Genomic DNA, 19218 nt, shown 5'->3' on the forward strand with positions numbered 1-19218 from the left:
AGGAGTAATAATGGAAAGGACACAAACTAAAAATTATGTTCCAACACATTTTAGTTTCTTTGAATTAACAAAAAATTATAGAACTGCTTCATTGCTTTCTATATTATTTGCAATTTTAGAAGTTGTAGCACAAGTACTTATTCCGTTAGCTGTTAAGAAATTAATGGATAATGGAATTCAAAAGTTAGCATTTGCAGCATTACAAAACGAAGCGTGAAATGGTATTTTAAAATATTCACTTGTTATTATTGCGCTTGCTTTAGCATCACTTGCTTTTGGTGCACTTAGTGGAATTTTTGCATCCAAAGCAGCTGCAGGACTAGGCTATAATGCTAGAGCATATGCTTATAAAAATTTAATGAGATTATCATTTAAGAACTTAGATAACTACTCAAATGGTACTCTTATAACAAGACTAACAACCGATATTGTTTCTATTCAAAATGCTTATTTAAACATCATTAGAATGATGCTTAGGGCACCAATTATGATTTTGGTTGCTATTTCTATTGCATTTACAATAGCACCTATATTAGCATCAATTTTGCTTGCAATTATGGTTGTGTTAGCTATATTTATTGGTTTTGTAATGTTTATGGTTTATAGAAGATATCATTTAATGCTCAAAGCTTATGATGGCTTAAACACAAAAATTGGTGAAAACTTAAATGCAATTAGAACAATTAAATCATTCGTTAAAGAACATGATGAATTGATTGATATTAAGAACTCATCAGCATTAGTTAGAAAAATTTCTATAATGACTGAAAAATGAATTAACTCAAACAGAGCTTTATTTGGGTTACTTATTTATGTTTGTTTAGTTTCATTTATTGCAGTTGCTACAAAAGATATTGTTGTCAATAAGCAAAATGCAACAATGGATTTTGGTTCATTAACTTCTTTCATTGGTTATATGTTCCAAGTTTTAGTTAACTTCATTTTATTCTCTGTAGGTGTTATTAATGTAACTTCTGCTAAGGCATCAGCTAAAAGAATTAGAGAACTTATTGAAGAAAAACCAATTTTAGTTCAAAAAGAAGATGGGTTCACAGAAGTTGCTAGTGGAAAAATTGAATTTAGAAATGTGTCTTTAAAATATAAAGAACATGCTGAATTAAATAACTTAAATAATATTAATTTAACAATTGAACCAGGTGAAACTGTTGGTATTTTAGGAAAAACAGGAGCTGGTAAATCTTCACTTATTTCACTTATACCAAGGTTATATGATGTAACTAATGGAGAAGTCTTAGTTGGTGGAGTTAATGTTAAAGATTACAATCTTGAAGCACTTAGAAATCAAGTTTCTGTAGTGCTTCAAAAGAATGTTTTATTCACAGGAACAGTTGTTGAAAATATGCGTTGAGGAAATGAAGAAGCAACTGATGAAGAAATAATTGAAGCACTTAAAAAAGCATCGGCTTATGACTTTGTTTTTGCCAAAGATGGCTTGAGCACTTGAGTAGAAGAATCAGGAAACAACTTTTCAGGTGGACAAAAACAACGTCTTTCAATAGCAAGATCTATACTTAAAAAATCAAAAATTCTTATCTTAGATGACTCAACTAGTGCAGTTGATAATAATACCGATAAGAAAATCCAACACTCACTTAAATACGAATTAGGAGATGTAACTAAAATCATTATTGCACAAAGAATTTCATCAATTCAGCACGCAAATAAGATTGTAATTATTAATGATGGTGAAATTTCAGGAATTGGTAAGCACGAAGAACTTTTAAAATCAAACGAATACTACAGACATTTATATGAAACACAAAATAGAGGTAGTGATGAATAAAAGAAAAACTATAAAAAGCTCAGAAGCTAAAGGCGCTCTTAAAAGAGTTATTGCACTTATCTGAGCTACTAATAAATGATATTTCATGCTCATTATTTTCGGTTTCGTTATTTCATCAGTAGTAAATGTTTTGGGTCAATCTTACCTAGGGTTAGTGCTATTCAACAAATTCTTAGTTCCATTTTTTCAATCAGGTTTCACTGAATTTGATTGAAATGGATTCAACCTTTCAATCATTATCTTAGTTAGTTTATTTTTATCAGGTGTGCTTTTTGAATTTATAGCAACAAGATTAGCAGTATTCTTAACACATACAACTATTAAAAACCTACGTGATAGCTTATATGAAAAAATGCAAACATTACCAATAAGCTACTTTGATAAGAAACTTAAAGGTGACTTAATGTCATTGTTTGTTAATGATGTTGATGTGCTTAAGCAATTCATAATGCAAACTGTACCAACAATATTTTCAAGCTTAGCAACACTTATTGTGACAACAGTGTTTATGCTTTACTACAACTGATTTTTATCATTAATAGTATTTGCACTTGTAGGAACAACTATGTTCTTATCATCTGTTTATGCAAGGAAATCAAGTAAATTCTTTGCATTAAGACAAAAACGTCTAGGTATTATTAACGGATTTATAAATGAGATGATTAATGGTGTTAAGGTTATTAAAGTCTTTAATCATCAAGAAGCTTCATTTGAAGATATGCAAAAGAGAAATAAAGAGTTCTATGAAGCTGACTACAAATCAAAAGCTTATGTAACTGTTTTATTCCCTGTATTTATGAATATTGGAAATATCAACTATGCAATTATTGCTATTATTTCTGGACTCATTTACCTTAACGGTGGTAAGATTGGTTCATTAGATGTCACAATCAGTGCAGGAGTTATTGTTGCGTTCTTACAATATGCAAGAAACTTCTCATTACCAATTTCTCAAATTGTTCAAGAGTTTAATACACTTGCAATGGCCGCGGCTGGTGCAAGACGTGTGTTTGATGCAATGGATAATTTATCAGAAGTTGATAAAGGTTCAATCGAAATTATTAATCATTCAGATTTATCTAAATCAAGCATTGTTTGATTTAATTCTCATGATAAAGAAAAATTCTTAAGCGAACCATCAAGATACTACTTCAAAATACCAATGGGCTCAATGGGATGCTTAATTAAAAGAATTGATGGTAAGTTTGATTTCAATCACGTTTATGCAGGTTATGTTGAAGGAAAACCTATTATTAAAGATTTTGATTTACATATTAAACCAGGTGAAAGAGTTGCATTTGTTGGTGCGACTGGTGCTGGAAAAACTACAATTACAAACTTAATTAATAGATTTTATGATGTATTTGAAGGTTCAATTAAACTTGATGGAATTGATATTAGACTAATTAAAAAATCTTCATTACGTAAATCGCTTGGATATGTTCTTCAAGAAACTTCATTATTTACTAAATCAATAGCTGACAACATTGCTTATGGTGCTCCTGATGCAGCAATTAAAGATATTAAAGAAGCTGCAAAAATTGCTAATGCAACTAGATTCATTAAACAAACAGAAGATGGGTTTAATACTATCTTAGAAAATTCAGGAGAATCGCTTTCACAAGGCCAAAAACAACTTCTTTCAATTGCTAGAACAAGTATGTTAGATCCAATGATATTAGTGCTTGATGAAGCTACTTCAACAATTGATACAGAAACTGAAAGAGAAATCCAAGAGGGTATGTATGAACTTATGAAAAATAAAACTTCATTTGTTATAGCACACCGTTTAAGTACAATTAGAGATGTAGATAAAATCGTTGTAATGGATCAAGGACAAATTAAAGAAGTTGGTTCTCATGATGAGCTTATCAAATTACACGGTATCTATCACCAACTTTACACAGGTAAAATTGAACTTGATTAACTCAAATCAGAATAGCTTAAATAGCTATTCTTTTTTATATAAAAAAACACCTTAGTAATTACTAAAGTGTCTATGTGCAAGTGAAATAAGTATTATTTACCTTCTTTGATTTTAGTTCATTTAGCTACAAAATCAGGTATTGATTTGAATTCTGATAATTCAAAGAATGTTTTAGATGGAATGAAGTATTTGTAAACTTGATCAAGTTCTTTAATGTTTGTGTCATAGAAACCATTTTTTGGTTTAGCTTGATCTCTTCTAATAATGTGGAATGTAGTAGGAATTGCAAAATCTTCAGGATCAACAAATGCTTTAGCTTGTTCTAATGATAAGTTGTAAGCTGATCTAACAAATGCAAGTGTTGATAATAGAACGGTTGATGAAGCTTGAATTCCGAATATATGTGTTTTAGAATCGTTGTTAAATGTCTCGTTGAAGAATACTGACTTACCATAATCAGCTTTAGAGTGATCAACTGCGATAATGTTTTCTCAAGAAACTGAAGAGTCAAGAATAATTGCTTTATTGTTATCTCCAAATAATGTTCTAATGTACTCGATTGATTCATCTTTTGAATAAACTGGGTGCATTTTATACATATAATTGTATTCAGATTCAGGATATTTAATTTTTATAGCATTGATGAAACTTATAATTTCTTCTCTATTTTCAGTAAGTTCTTTAATTCTTCATTTTCCATATAATGGATCAGTCTCAACTTTTGTTTCGTATTTTCTAAATAATGATGAACCCATAAATACTAAGTTCTTCTTAGATGAATCATAATGTTCTTTTCCGTGAATTACAAAGTCAAGAGCATTACGAACCTCTAATCTATTTAGTTTTTCATATTCAGTAATTGCTTTTTCCATTTCTAATTTATCATTTTTGAAAATTTGTGAATAATCAGTTGGGTAATCTTTAATTGATAATGATAAATTAGCCTTGTCTAAAGCTCTAAGTTGCTTGTTGAAATATTCAATGTATGAACCATCAAAGTTGTAAAGTTTAACTTTGTCAGTTAATTGGAAGTAGTATCTATAGTCAATTGTTTGTTTTTGAGTTCTTTGCATTTCTTCAAATGAAGCTGCGATTTCATCTTTTGAAAGATTGTTTGAAGTTCTGTTAGCTCAACTTTGATATGAAGCCTCAACAAATTTATAAGGTTGTGCATTTCCATCTGATAAAAGTACTATTTTATTAGCGTGTTCTAGAACGTAATTTCTAACTTCTGCTGGTAATGATGGGAATGAAATGTCCGGAATGTAGAAGTCGAATTTATTTACACCTGCATCTTTATATGGTTTTAGGTAAGTTAATAATTCATTTAATGTTCTCGGAAATACGTCGTATTTTTTGTTAGCATTATCGTTTAATGATGGATTCATATCTTTTAATTGTGATGCAACCATTAATTTACCATTACCAATGTTGTATTGACCTGGTGTTTGTAAAACGTCTCCATATTTTTGCAATAAATAGTCAAAATTAAATCTTTGGGTTCCTGTGTTTGACTTATCATAAACTGAATTGTCTATTAAAAATAGTACATCATTAAGTGAATCTTGATTTCTATTTTTGTAGTTTAATTCACCTAACATTAACATAAATGCAGAGTTGAAATATTGAGCTGCATTTCTAGACATAAACACAGTTGGAACTGAGTTTTCAGCTGAATCAACAATCTCGTTGAAGAATTGTTGATATCTTGGATTAAGTGGCTGAGATTTAATATTTTTAAGAAAACCTTTAATTAAAATTTCTTTTGAATATGTAAGTTTACTATCTTCTTTTGATTCAAGTAAAACAGTGATTTTTAATGTTCCTTTATCATCGTCAGTTTGTGAAACTGAAATAGTTTTATAAATTACAAGCTCATCTGTTGATGGATTAATAGTTACATATTGACTAAGATTTTCTGTGTTTATAACAGAGGGTTTTACATAACTATTAACAACATTATATGTAACATTAGTGTTTGCTAATGGATTTTTTGTATTGCTTGGTGCTGCTGCACAACCCGCGCTGGTTGCAACAAGAGCAGTTAAAGGTGCGCTTGATAATATAAATAAATTTTTTAAATTTTTTAAATTTTTTATTAATCTTTTTTGTTTCATAATTAAATAATACAACTTTTAAAGTAATATGTCAAGTTTCATGTTTTACCGAAACCATAGTCAGCAAGTCCTAAAAGCAAAAAAAAAAAAAAAAATAGGGTCATAAAAGTGCAAAATTTCGTTATTTTGCTTATTTTTTACACATTTAGATAAACAAAAAACTACCACAATTTTTTGTGATAGTCAAATGTCAAATTGAATTAGTTAGCTTCTTCAGTAATGTATTTTTCAACATCTTTTAAGTGAATACTGAAGAAACTTGTAATTCCACGTGTTTGCATTGTTGCAGCAAATAATGAGTCAACTCTTTGCATTGTTCCTGTTCTGTGTGTGATAACAATGAATTGAGTTTGTTTTTTAAGTTCTTGTAAGTATTCTGCATATCTAACAACGTTAGCTTCATCGAGCGCAGCTTCAACCTCATCAAGAATACATAATGGAAGAGGTCTAGCTCTTAAGATGGCGAATAATAATGAGATAGCAATAAGCGCTTTTTCTCCCCCTGAGAATAATTTAAGGTTTTTAACACTTTTTCCAGGAGGTTGAGCAAAGATGCTGATTCCTGATTCTAAAATATTATTAGGTTCAACGAATCTAACTTCAGCAGCTCCTCCACCAAACATAGATTTGAATACGTTGTTGAATTCTTGGTTAACATCATGAACAACATTTGTAAGTCTTGTAACAATGATTTTGTCAAGTTCAGCAATAGCTTGGTATAAAGTGTCTCTTGTTTGAATTAATTCATCTCTGTTAGCTACTAATGTGTCATATCTGTTTTCAACTTCTTCAAGTTGTTCGATAGATTCTAAGTTAACATTTCCAAGTTCAGCAATTTGTTGTCTTAATTCTTCAACAAATTCTTTTGCTTTTTCATAAGAAATTTCTAAAACAAAGTTTTGATCAGCGTATTCAACTGTCATATGGTAAACGTTAGCTAATCTGTTTGTATATTCAGTGAAAATCTTGAATGATTCAGATTTGTTAATCATTTTGCTACTGTAACCTTTGTTTAAGGCATTTTGAGAATCTTGAGCATCTGATAATTTAGTGTTGTAAAGTGATAATGCTTCATCTCAAGATTGATATAAGTTTTTAGCAACAGCAAGCTCATTTTTAACAACGATAAGTTTTGCTTGTAATTTGTTTCTTTCAATAACTGTTTCAGAGTTTTCGAAATCATCAAGTGATAATGAAGAAGCATCAACTTTTCCTTTTAAGTTTGTAACTTCTTCACGTTTTTGTTTGATTGAGTTTTCTAAGTTGTGAATTTCTAATTCAGTACTTCTGCTCTTTTGGATTAATTGGTTACGTCTAAATGATAATTGTTCGATTTGTTGTTCATTTTTCTTAATCATTGGTTCAATACCAGCGATTTTGTTTTCAAGGTTAGCAATTTTTTCATCAATACCTAAGACGTTATCACTTTCTTGAGCAGTTCCTCCAACGATAACCCCTCCAACACGGATGATGTCACCATCAAGAGTTACAATCATATATTTTTTCTCAAGAAGGTTTGAAATTGCATTAGCTGATTTAATATCATCAACTACTACAACGTTCCCTAATAAGAATTTAACTAAAACTGAATATTGTGGATCTGCATCAACTAAATCTGAAGCAAGAGCAACAAATCCAGGGTGTCCTGTAACTGCTAATAAATAGTCGTCACGAACAAATTTTTCTTGGATAGATGTAAGAGGAATAAATGTTGCTCTACCACCATTGTTTTGTTTAAGGAATTCAACTGCTTTAACAGCTGTGTTTGGGATATCAACAACAATGTGTTGTGCAGCGTGAGTTAAGACAGTTTCAATAGCTGTGATGTATTCTGGTTTAACTTTAATTAAATCTCTAACAAGTCCTTTAACACCTTTGAAAGACATTTTATTTTCCATAATTGTTTTAGGACCTTTGAAAAGGTTTAATTTAGATTCTTTAGTTCTGTATAAAGATTGTAAAGTTGTTTTTGCAGAAATTAAGTTGTCTCTGTGGTTTTGGTTAGCGATTCTTAAATTGTTTACTAAGTTTGTATCTTCTTCAATTTGTTTTCTAGTTTCTTCAAATTGAGCTTTAAGTTCACCATAAGTATGTGTGTTGTAAAGTAATTCAGCTTCAAGTCTTTTAATTGCACTTGCATATGATTTGATAGCTTCATCATTATCAACTGTTACTTGTCCACTTGTGATTAAGTTAATTTTTGCAAATTGTTGATCAATTGTTGAGTTTAATGAGTTTAATCTTGAAGCCATACCATTGTATGTTCCTTCAAGTTCATCAACTTGTTGTCTTGCTTTTTCTTTTTCAACTTTTGCGTTTTTAATTTCGATTTGTAAACTAGCAATTTCTTCTTTGTATTTTTGCATTGTTTCGTCTACACCACGAAGTTCTTCGTCTAATTCTTCGTAAATTCTTTTATTTTCTTTTATTCCTTTAGCTAAGAATGGAATTTCAACTTTTTTAAGAGCTTCTGCTTTATCTCTATAGATTAAAGCTTTTTCAGCTTGTTTTCTTAATGGCCCAAGTTGTTTTTCAAGCTCTGAAATTCTAGGTTCAAGTTGATTCATTGAATCTTCAGCACTTTTAAGCATTCTTTCTGATTCAGTTTTCTTGAATTTGAATTTAGAAACCCCAGCAGCTTCTTCGAAAATTCCACGTCTATCTTCATCAGATGCTTCAGCGATGTCTGAAACAGTTCCTTGAGAAATAATAGCTAATGAGCTTTTCCCAATACCTGTTTCCATTGCGATACTTTTAATATCTTTGTATCTGCAAGGTTGCCCATTCATATAGTAGTTGTTTACACCTTTACCACGTTGTAATTCACGTGTGATTGTTACAACTTCATCAGGAATTGAGTTATTTGAGTTTTTGTTATCAAAAGTTAATGTAACTCTTGCGAAGTCCATTGGTTTAGCTGTTTTAGAACCAGCAAAGATAACATCTTGCATTGAGTCTCCACGAAGTTCTTTAGAACTTTGTTCTCCTAAAACTCATTTAATAGCATCATTGATGTTACTTTTACCAGAACCGTTTGGTCCGATAATACCAGCAACTCCTCCATCAAAACGTAAGATTACAGGTTCAGCAAATGATTTAAAACCATGTGCTTCGATTTTTACTAATTTCATTATTGCACCTCAATTTTATCTTTAAGCTTTTGTAGCGCATCAATAGCAGCATTAGTTTCAGCCTCTTTTTTGCTTAAACCAACACCTTCACCATAAATAACACCATCGTGTTTAGCTTTTGCTAAAAAACGTTTATCACTGAGTTGATCAGTTTGATATGTGATACTTTCCTTTGTCATACTTTGAAAGTATTCTTGTAGTTGACCTTTAGGATCTTTATTTTCGTCATTGTGTACCGAGTCAATGATAGGAGATATATGTTTGATTATGAATTGTGAAGCTTTTTCAAATCCTTGATCTAAAAATATAGCTGCTATCATTGCTTCGAATACGTCTGCTTGAACTTTTGGTGAATTAATCACTGATTCACGCATTTTTCCAGGTCCAGTTCTTAAGATTTTTAAAAGACCTAATTCGTTAGATATTTTGGCAAGTGCTTCCGTTCTAACTGCAGTTGATCTTAATCTGGTTGCGTGACCTTGTGATAATTCAGGATACTTTCTGAATATGTAGTTTGAACTAACAAATTGTAGAAGTGAGTCTCCTAAAAATTCAAGTCTTTCATAGTTGTCATCTTTATCTCTATTAAAAGACGAATGTGTAATTGCTAATAGATAATAGTCTGTTCTAATTGGCTGAATATTATTTATTTCAAAAAAGCTTTTAAGTGAATTAACCATATTATTCTTCGCTTTCTAAATTGTTAACTTTAATTGAATCTGATAATGTTTGCAATTTTTCTAATAAGTTATTTTCAAGAGCTTCTTGAATTGATAATAATGCATTGTAGTAAGCTTTTGCATCAGATGAACCATGAGCTTTAATTGCTAGTCCATTAACACCAAGTACTCAAGCAGAACCAACTGAACGGTAGTCAAGTGATTTACCAACATTTTTAAATGCACCTTTTAAAAGTAAATAACCAATTTTGTATTTTAATTTAGTTAATATTTGACCTTTAAGTGCTTTTGAAAATGCACCAATTGCTCCTTCATAACTTTTAAGCATTGTGTTACCTGCATAACCATCTACAACAGCTACATCAATGTTTCCATTAAATAATTCTCTGGATTCAACAAATCCAACATAGTTAATATCATTCAATGTTTTCAAATATTCGTGAGCTTGTTTAGTTGATGTAGGACCTTTGTAATCTTCAGTTCCAATGTTAATAAGTGAAACTCTAGGTTCTGCTACTTTAAACATTGTTTTATAGAACAATGAAGCTAGCATGGCTCATTCAACTAAATATTGTGCTTTTGTTTCTAAGTTAGCACCTACATCTAAAAATAGCAATTTGCTACCTAAAATAGATGTAGCAACTGGCATAAATGCCGGCCTAGAAATGTTTTGTAATCTTTTTAATTTAAGCGTTAATGTTGATATATAAACTCCACTATCTCCACTTGATAAAACTGCATTAGCTTCATTGTTTATAACTTTACTAATTGCAAGATTCATTGATGTATCTTCGTTCATTGATTTTCTAATGTTCTTAGGTTCACTAGGAACATTTTTGTTTTTAATAAGTAAGATATTTTCAGGAAGTTTTGTTTTATCAATATTCGAAATTTCACCAATTAATTGAATTTGTGTTTCAGGGAATTGAAGAGCAAATTTACTAGCAGCCTCAACTGCTGCACTCGGACCATTATCATTTCCATTTATGTCAAAAGCAATTTTGATTTTATAGTCTTTCATTATTCAACTCCAATGATGAATTGATATGTAGGCTGATTACCTTCAATAATTTCAACTTCAATATCATAGTTTGATTCAATGAAGTTAAGAATTTCTTCAGCTTCATCAAGTGAGCTTTCGTCACCGTAGTAAATTGTGACTAATTCTTTGTCTTCTGTAATTGCTTTTTTAACTATTTTTTTAGCAGCATCTAAGAGTTTTGATGAACTTGCAGTGATTTTTCCATTGATGATAGATAAATAATCACCATCTTTAATTTGAACACCATTTAATTTTGTGTTTCTAATTGCTTTTGTAATTTCACCAGTAGTTACATTAGCAATTGCATCATTCATCATTTCAACGTTCTCTTCGACTGAAGATTCGTGATTGAAATTAAGCATAGCTGTTATTCCTTGGATTTGTGTTTTTGTAGGAATAATAATAACGTTTTTGTCTTGGATAACTTGCGCTACTTGTTGTGCAACAAGTATGATGTTTGAATTGTTTGTAAGAATAAATACTGAATCTGAATTTACATTATTAACTGCATTTATCAAGTCTTGAGCTGATGGGTTTTGTGTTTGTCCACTTTCAACAACAAAGTCACAACCTAAATCTTTCATTCTTGCGACTATACCTGAACCTAAGTTGCATGAGATAATTCCACAAGGTGTTCTACTTTCTTCACTATGTTGTAATTGTGACTCTTTAAGTTTTTCGGCATTAGCTTTTGAATAGTTAGCTTGAAGCGTCATATTTTCTGATTTGATTTTGATAAATTCACCATATTGTTGAGCAAAGTTTAACATATCACCAGGTTTAACTGTGTGTCCGTGAACTTTAAGGATATTGTCGTCAGAAACAACAACAAGTGAGTTAGCCAATTTTTCAAGTTTTGCAACAAAGTTTGCTTTCTTGAATTTAGCTGGTTCAGTTAAATCGATAAGAACTTCTGTACAGTAACCAAATTCTCCTTCATAAACTTCGCTATCACCAATAAAGTTTGTGACTTCATCAGAATTATCTTTAAGTTCAACTGGTCTATCGTGAAGAGCTTCGTTCATTCCTCAGAAAATTGTGTAAAGACCTTCACCACCACTATCAGTAACTCCAACTTCTCTTAAGTTCTTAAGTTTGTTAGGTGTTTCATCACAACTTTTCCGTGCAAATGCAACAACTTCTTCAAAGAATACTGAATAGTGAATGTCTTTACCCTCGAATTCTTTTTTAAGATTTTCGGTTGTTTCTCTAATAACTGTAAGAATTGTTCCCTCAACAGGTTTAAAAACTGATTTGTAAGCAATTTCAGTCGCTTTCTCAAAAGCTTGGATTAAATCTTGAGTATTTAATTCAACTTTACCATCTGTACCTAAAGCAAATCCTTTGAAAATTTGTGAAAGGATAACACCAGAGTTTCCTCTAGCTTCATAAATCATATTTGTTGAAACTTTTTTAGTAATAGCATATACTGGTTCATTTTGAGCTTTTTCTAAATCAGGTATAGCAGCTGCTATTGTTGAAGACATATTTGTTCCAGTATCTCCATCAGGAACAGGAAACACATTTAACGCATCGATTTTGTTTTTTGCATTAACTAATGCTTTAGCTCCTGATAAAAATGCTTTAGCTAACTCAGAACCATTCAGGATATTTCTTTTATCTACTTTCTTACTTTTACTCATTGGTTACTCCCTTGACAATGATAATTAGTTTATTGAATTTAAATTTCTTAGCTTTTAATTTCATTTCCATAATTTTGTAAATTTGTGAAATGATGAATTTAATTGGTGTCCCATCAAAAACAGTAATTGCTGCCTTAATTTCAACACGTGAATTTTCAGTTAATAAAACCTCAATGTTTTCAAAATATTCTTCAGGATTTAATCTGACAATTGTGCCAGGTTCACAATTGATATCTAAAGTCGGTTCGTGTAAGAATCTTACACCTGGAACTTTAGAAATTGAATCAATGAACATTTGTTTAATTTGCAATGTATCCATCCAAAACCTCCGTGTTTGATAAAGTATATATATTTTACCCTAATTTATTTTTATAAATATATAATATTTATACACTCTAATAAGCAGTGAAATTATGGCTGAAACAATCAAAAAAGCAATAGTTTTAAACTTACACGAAATATCAGACAATGAGCATATTGTCAGTTTTTTCACTGCTTTTGGGAGATTAGATTTAGTTGCTAGAGGTCTAAATAATGTACATTCAAAAAATAGAAGTAACTTAATAGTCGGTTCAATTGTTGAAATTGAATATTTTGCTTCAAGAACACAAAATAAGTATGGAAGATTAAAAAAATCAAGCACAATAAAATTACTTGATGTTACTAATTTAAATAATATTAAGCTATTTAATAGTTTGAACTTTTTATTCCAGAATATAAGAACTAGAAATCATTTATTTGCTGAATACAATAGACATTTTGATAGTTTTAATAATGTACTTTGAACTAAAGTTTCAACATACTTTTATGCACACTCATTACTATACTTTGGTATTGATTTATCATTTAATTCTTGCAAAAGATGTGGAAGAATTAAGGACTTTATTTCTTTTGATTTTAATTTAGGTTTTATTTGTCAAAATCACGATATTACCCAAAGACTTGATGTTCCAGTTTTACAAGCTATATGATATTCATTTAACGACTTTTACGCCTATGTCAATGATGTAAACAGTGAAATTAACAAGCTTATTTTTATTGAATATAAGAAACAAATAATTAATCATTTAAATATTAGCAAATAACTGAGTTTTATGCTAAAATAATAAAATTATGAGTAAAAGAGATTATTATGAAATTTTAGGTGTTTCAAAAACAGCTACTGAACAAGAAATTAAAACAGCTTACAGAAGTTTAGCTAAAAAATATCACCCAGATAAATTGAAAGATGGAACTTCTGATGAAAAAATGAAAGAATTAAATGAAGCTTATTCAATTCTTTCAGACCCTGAGAAAAGAAAAGTTTATGACCAATACGGACACGATGCAGCTAATGGAAGAGCAGGAGCAAACACAGGAGGAGGAAACTACTATGGTGGTGGATTCGGTGGTGCACAAGGCTTTTCTGAAGATTTCCAAGATATTTTTGAGAACATTTTCGGTGGATTCGGAGGAAGAAGACAAAGAAGTTCTCAAGGTTCATACCAGCAAAGAGGGGATGATTATAGAACTAATATAAACATTTCATTTATGGATGCTCTTAAAGGAAAAACAATTAAAGAGAAATTAGATAAATGAGAAATGTGTATGTTCTGTACAGGGACCGGAGCAGAAAATCCAAATGATTTACAAACATGTAGTTCATGTAATGGAGTAGGACACAAAAGAAGAGTTGTTAATAGTTTCTTTGGTCAACAAGTTCAACAGGTTGTTTGTGAAACATGTCATGGAAAAGGTAAGGTTGTTGTTTCAAAATGTAAAAAGTGTCGTGGCGAAGGTTACTCAGCTATCCAAAAAACCGTTTCTATTAAAATAGAGGAAGGGACAGTTTCAGGAACAAGATTAAAAGTTGCTGGATATGGTGGTTTAGGTAAAAACGGTGGAACACCAGGGGACTTATACATTACAGTTAACGTGCTACCTCATAAATATTATGAAAGAGATGGGATGGATATTGAAATGGACTTTCCAGTTTCATTCATTGATATTATGTTAGAAAACACAGTTGACGTCCCAACTCCTTGAGGAAATGTAAAAATTAAAATGAAGAAAACCTACACAAACTCAAAAGTGATTAAGGTTCCTAAAAAAGGAGTTCACTTCAGAGGTATGGAAGGTGATTTAAGGTTACATTTAGAAGTTATTATTCCTGATTTAGATAGAAAAAATAAAAAAGAAGTTTTAGCTGCATTACAAAATGTAACTGATTCATCAAATCAAGATTTTGTTCAAGCAGTTGAAAAAGCTAACAAATAATTTTTTTACCTAACTCTAGTAGTTAGGTTTTAATTTAGCAATTAATTTTAGTTAGTTTATTAAATTAAATTATAATTAATTTAATTTATGTATAAGAACGAGTTAATTATTAAAAAATCAGAATTTATTGGTTATTTATATCCAGTTTCCTCAAGAGAAGAAGTTAACCAAATTCTAAATAATCTTAAAGAACAATATAAAGATGCAAGACATATTTGCTATGCTTATTTATTAAATTCAAATGGTGCTGAAACAGGTGGATTTTCAGATGATAAAGAACCTAGTGGAACAGCTGGTAAGCCTATGTTTGAATTAATCAGACTAACAAAAGCGCAAAATGTTTTAGTTGCAGTTGTTAGATATTTTGGTGGAACAAAATTAGGAGCTGGACCACTTAAAAAAGCTTACAGGCAATCAGCTTCAACAGTAATTAACTTATATTTAAAAGATAATCAAAGTAAGGAGAAATAAAAAAATGATTAAAGTAATTAAAGAACTTAAAAAAGATGTTTTAGTTTTAAAAGCAGCTTATGAAAACAAAGATTTTCCTTCTTATGTAGCTACTAAAAACGGAAAAATTACAGATAACTTAAGCGAAAATGTTTCATACATTTACATTGATAAAAAACATCAATCATTTGATGAATTAGCAGCTTTATTTGAGAATTTAGCAACATCAGTTAATAGAGATTATCAAGTTGATGTCGAATCATTTGTTTTAAATAATGATGTGCTAAAAACATTTAGAATTATTTATTCAAAATTATTATTTGGACAAGTTAAATTATTCAAAAAATCAATCGAAGAAGATAAAGAAAAATTCAAAAATATCTATGTGTATGTGAGAAACGAAAATGTTTCAACTAAATTGGTTAAGAAAATTGAAGTAGTTGCAAAAGCAATTAATGATGTCAGAAATCTTCAAATTAAACCAGAAAACTTCTTAAACTCAGAAATGTTAGCTAGTGAGATTACAAATGATTTTTCAGGTATTGAAGGTCTTGAATTAACAGTTTTAACTAAAAAAGAAATTGAACAATTAAATATGGGCCTTTTATTGTCTGTTAATAAAGGAAGTGTTCATGAACCAAGAGTTGTAGTTGTATCTTATAAAGGGAACAAAAAATCAAAAGAACATATTTCTATAGTTGGAAAAGGTATCACATTTGACACAGGTGGAGTTAATACAAAAGGATATCATATGGAAGGTATGAAATATGATATGTCCGGTTCAGTAATTGCAGCTTATGCAGTTAAAGCTTTAGCTAAATTAAAAGCCAATGTTAATGTTTCTGCTGTTATGTGTATTACAGATAACAGAATTAACAATGATGCTTCATTACCGGAAAATGTTTACCAATCTATGTCAGGTAAATGAGTTGAAGTAGTTGACACAGATGCTGAAGGAAGATTAGTTTTAGCTGATGGGATTTTCTATGCAGCTGATAAATTAAAACCAACAACAATTATTGATGTCGCAACATTAACAGGTTCAATGTTAACAGCATTAGGAAATACTTTCACAGGAATCTGATCAACAAATGATTCAAAATGAGATGACTTTTTAGCAGCTTCTAAAGAAGCAAACGAAAAAGTTTGAAGAATGCCTTTACACGAAGATTATAACAAAGGTAACAAGGGTTCAAAAGTTGCTGACTTAGCTAACTGAAGTTCAAAAGTTAGACCTGATTCATCACAAGCAGCAATGTTCTTAAAAGAATTCACTAAAGATATTGATTTTATTCACTGTGATGTTGCTGGTACTGCAGATGTTCAAGGTGAACCACAAGGTGCATTAGTTGCAACATTAGTTGAATATGCGTTATTAAATGAAAATAAGTAATATAATTTACTTACTTATTTAGAAACTTTAATATTTATAAAATATTAAATAACTCACTTATATTTGTATGAAAGGAAATTATGATTAAAACAGTTGATAAAGTTAGAAATAACTCAATGCTTTTAAAAGCGGTTTATAAAAATGATGAAAACTTACCATCAACATTAATTCAAAAAAATAATGTTGTAACAGAATACTTTAATAAAAATGAAGCTCTTGTATTTATGGGAGAAAAAGATAAATTATCTTTTGATTCAGTAGCTAAATTTGCAAAAGGTTTCTTTACAAATCAAGGTAGAGATGTCCAAGTCGATTTAGATTCATTTGTAACAGAAAAAGTTACATTATCACAAGTTGTTAAAGCTTTTGTTGAAGCTTACAACTATGTAAATGCTGATTTATATTCAGCTAAAACAGCTAAAAAAGCTGAGAAATTTGCAATTTCTTTATTATCGGTTAAAGATGAAAATGAATATGCAGATGCATTAAAACAAGCAGTTGTATTATCGGAAGCTGTTAACTTCGCAAGAAACTTACAAGTGACACCACCAAACATTTGTAACTCAGAATGATTAGCAGAAGTTGTTAGAAAAGACTTAGAACAATACTCAAACTTAAAAGTTACAGTTCTTAACAAAAAACAAATTGAAGAGCAAAAAATGGGACTTTTACTTTCAGTTAACCGTGGAAGTATGTTTGAACCAAGAGTTGTTGTTATTGAATACAACGGGAACCCTGAATCAAACGAAAAAACAGTTTATGTAGGTAAAGGAATTACATTTGACTCAGGTGGATACAATATTAAAACAGGTAGAAACATGTTAGGTATGAAATTTGACATGTCAGGTTCTGTGTTTGTTGCTTCAGCTCTTAAAGCTATTGCTCAATTAAAACCAAAGACAAACGTTGCTGCAATTATGTGTATTACAGACAACAGAGTTAATGGAGATGCTTCATTACCTGATTCAGTTTGAACATCAATGAATGGTAAAACAGTTGAAATCAACAACACAGATGCCGAAGGAAGATTAGTTATGGCAGATGGATTAACATACGCTGTAAGAAACTTAAAAGCTACAAGATTAGTTGATGTCGCTACATTAACAGGTGCTATTTTAGTAGCATTAGGACAAACATACACAGGTGCATGAGCTACTACAGATGCTGCTTGAGAAGAATTATTAAAAGCTGCTAAAGAACAAAATGAATTAGTATGAAGAATGCCTCTTGATGAAGCTTTCGCCAAAGAAATTAGAAACTCAGTAGTTGCAGACCTTAAGAACACTGACTTAAGCGGTATTGGTGGAGGTTCATCATCAGCTGCTATGTTCTTAAAAGAATTTACAGAAGATGTTGAATACATTCACTTAGATGTTGCAGGAACAGCTGATATTGCTTCAAGACCTACAGGTGTAATGGTAAAAACATTAACACAATTAGCTCTTGATTCATCTAAATAATAAAACCTCAAAAAAGTTATATAAAAATACAAATATCACTTGCTAACTAGGATATTTGTATTTTTTGTACTAATTTTTAAGATTGAAGAATATATTATTTTACTTAATTCAATAAGTAAAAGATTTATCAGCACTCTTATTTTGTTTGCTTGCTAAATATAACTTTTTACCATCTTGAAAGACTAAAATGCAAATGAAGAATAAAATTACTAGTGATAATATTGTGGAAGTAGTTCAAGAAATAATAGGCGTGGAAATACGGCGAAGTAAAAGATATCCAAGAGAATTTGATATAAATTGAAAAACTATACCTGTTATAAAAATAGGAATAACAATTATATATGTGCATATAAATGTAATAAATTTCATTTTATATGCAAATGAATATTGAATATTTATATTTTCACACAAGAAAGGGAAGAAACTTGTAAATCAATTATTTTTGTTAACTTTTCTTAAGTAAATAACATTATGTATTATTATAAATATACAGATAAAATATGTGATTAAATAGTCTTCGAGAAACATTAGATAAGCTTTATATCCAATGGATTTAGGGATATAAGGAGGTACATCTATCGCGAGACCTGGCACATCTGATCATTTTATTCGATATATGTTTACAGCATAAATAGGTAAGGCAACCACAAGAGAAAATAATAAAATTAAATATACACTTAAAGTTGAAAATTTTAATCAGTTTTTTCTTAACATGATTTTATTAAACCTTCTTTCTTTAGAGTTCGATTATTAATTAACATAACTCATACTTATTTAGTAGTTGCTTCCTTGTTTGTTAAATATAATTTTTTTCCATCTTGAAAGACTAAAATGCAAATGAAGAAGAAAATTATTATTGATAATATTATGTAAGCAACTGAAGCAATGAGAGGCATAGAAATATATGTGTTAAGTCCAAAGGAATTGAATATAACTTGAAAAACTAAACCGGTTATAAGAATTGGAACAACAATGATATATATGCATATAAATGTAATAAATTTCATTTTATATGCAAATGAATATTGAATATTTATATTTTCACACAAGAAAGGGAAGAAACTTGTGAATCAACTATTCTTGTTAACTTTTCTTAAGTAAATAACATTATGTATTATTATAAATATACAGATAAAATATGTGAAGAGATAGTCAGCTGCGAAATCCAGATAAGCTCCATCAGAATAAGTTTTATGTATTCCTTCTGGTAAATGTGGTAAATTAGTTTTATATAAATCTATAGCATAAATAGGTAAGGCAACCACAAGAGAAAATAAGAAAATTAAATATGCACTTAAAGTCGAAAATTTTAATC

Annotated in this window: 14 protein-coding genes; 7 read left to right on the forward strand and 7 right to left on the reverse strand. The window is 29.9% G+C overall.

Annotated features, from left to right (window positions below; all coding sequences use genetic code 4):
• Positions 1–10: 10 nt before the first annotated feature.
• Together VBN07_RS02800 and VBN07_RS02805 are read left to right on the forward strand one after the other, a co-directional pair.
• A complete protein-coding gene (locus tag VBN07_RS02800) occupies positions 11–1804 on the forward strand; it encodes an ABC transporter ATP-binding protein (RefSeq protein WP_323177748.1) in 1794 nt (597 codons plus the stop codon).
• Entirely contained in the window at positions 1797–3731 is a 1935-nt protein-coding gene (locus VBN07_RS02805; protein WP_323176709.1) for an ABC transporter ATP-binding protein, read from the forward strand. Before VBN07_RS02800 ends, VBN07_RS02805 begins: the two co-directional genes overlap by 8 nt.
• A gap of 92 nt (positions 3732–3823) precedes the next feature.
• On the opposite strand, the gene VBN07_RS02810 is transcribed toward VBN07_RS02805, so the two are convergent.
• From VBN07_RS02810 to VBN07_RS02835, 6 genes are all read right to left on the reverse strand, one after another.
• Positions 3824–5848, reverse strand: a complete 2025-nt coding sequence (locus tag VBN07_RS02810; protein WP_323177749.1) for a lipoprotein 17-related variable surface protein — start codon at positions 5846–5848, stop codon at positions 3824–3826.
• A 200-nt stretch (positions 5849–6048) separates the two neighbouring features.
• Complete coding sequence (locus VBN07_RS02815; RefSeq protein WP_323177750.1) at positions 6049–8979, reverse strand: AAA family ATPase; 2931 nt, start codon at positions 8977–8979, stop codon at positions 6049–6051.
• Positions 8979–9659 (reverse strand): ribonuclease III, encoded by a 681-nt coding sequence (gene rnc, locus VBN07_RS02820; RefSeq protein ID WP_323177751.1) that lies wholly within the window; start codon positions 9657–9659, stop codon positions 8979–8981. Before rnc ends, VBN07_RS02815 begins: the two co-directional genes overlap by 1 nt.
• A 1-nt stretch (position 9660) precedes the next feature.
• On the reverse strand, positions 9661–10680 hold the full coding sequence (gene plsX / locus VBN07_RS02825; RefSeq protein WP_323177752.1) for a phosphate acyltransferase PlsX: 1020 nt from the start codon (positions 10678–10680) through the stop codon (positions 9661–9663).
• A complete protein-coding gene (locus tag VBN07_RS02830) occupies positions 10680–12344 on the reverse strand; it encodes a DAK2 domain-containing protein (protein ID WP_323176704.1) in 1665 nt (554 codons plus the stop codon). The genes plsX and VBN07_RS02830 overlap by 1 nt, the downstream gene beginning before the upstream one ends.
• Positions 12337–12663 (reverse strand): hypothetical protein, encoded by a 327-nt coding sequence (locus tag VBN07_RS02835; protein ID WP_323176703.1) that lies wholly within the window; start codon positions 12661–12663, stop codon positions 12337–12339. The genes VBN07_RS02830 and VBN07_RS02835 overlap by 8 nt, the downstream gene beginning before the upstream one ends.
• Positions 12664–12757: 94 nt before the next feature.
• On the opposite strand from VBN07_RS02835, the gene recO reads away from it, so the two are divergent.
• The 5 genes from recO to VBN07_RS02860 all read left to right on the forward strand — a co-directional run bounded on the left by recO (position 12758) and on the right by VBN07_RS02860 (position 17903).
• Positions 12758–13429, forward strand: a complete 672-nt coding sequence (gene recO / locus VBN07_RS02840) for a DNA repair protein RecO (protein ID WP_323177753.1) — start codon at positions 12758–12760, stop codon at positions 13427–13429.
• 28 nt (positions 13430–13457) lie between these two features.
• Positions 13458–14600, forward strand: coding sequence for a DnaJ C-terminal domain-containing protein (locus tag VBN07_RS02845; protein WP_323176701.1), 1143 nt, complete (start codon positions 13458–13460; stop codon positions 14598–14600).
• Between the two features lie 87 nt (positions 14601–14687).
• A complete protein-coding gene (locus VBN07_RS02850) occupies positions 14688–15071 on the forward strand; it encodes a YigZ family protein (protein WP_323177754.1) in 384 nt (127 codons plus the stop codon).
• 4 nt (positions 15072–15075) lie between these two features.
• Complete coding sequence (locus tag VBN07_RS02855; RefSeq protein ID WP_323177755.1) at positions 15076–16443, forward strand: leucyl aminopeptidase family protein; 1368 nt, start codon at positions 15076–15078, stop codon at positions 16441–16443.
• Between the two features lie 80 nt (positions 16444–16523).
• Positions 16524–17903: a M17 family metallopeptidase gene (locus VBN07_RS02860; RefSeq protein WP_323177756.1), complete on the forward strand. Its 1380-nt coding sequence runs from the start codon at positions 16524–16526 to the stop codon at positions 17901–17903.
• A gap of 770 nt (positions 17904–18673) precedes the next feature.
• Here VBN07_RS02860 and VBN07_RS02865 read toward each other — a convergent pair.
• Positions 18674–19218: hypothetical protein (locus VBN07_RS02865; RefSeq protein WP_323177757.1), on the reverse strand; the 545-nt coding region annotated here is incomplete at its 5' end.

Origin of the sequence: Mycoplasma sp. 4404, from assembly GCF_034863325.1 — a bacterium.
Taxonomy (GTDB): Bacteria; Bacillota_I; Bacilli_A; order Mycoplasmatales; family Metamycoplasmataceae; genus Mycoplasmopsis.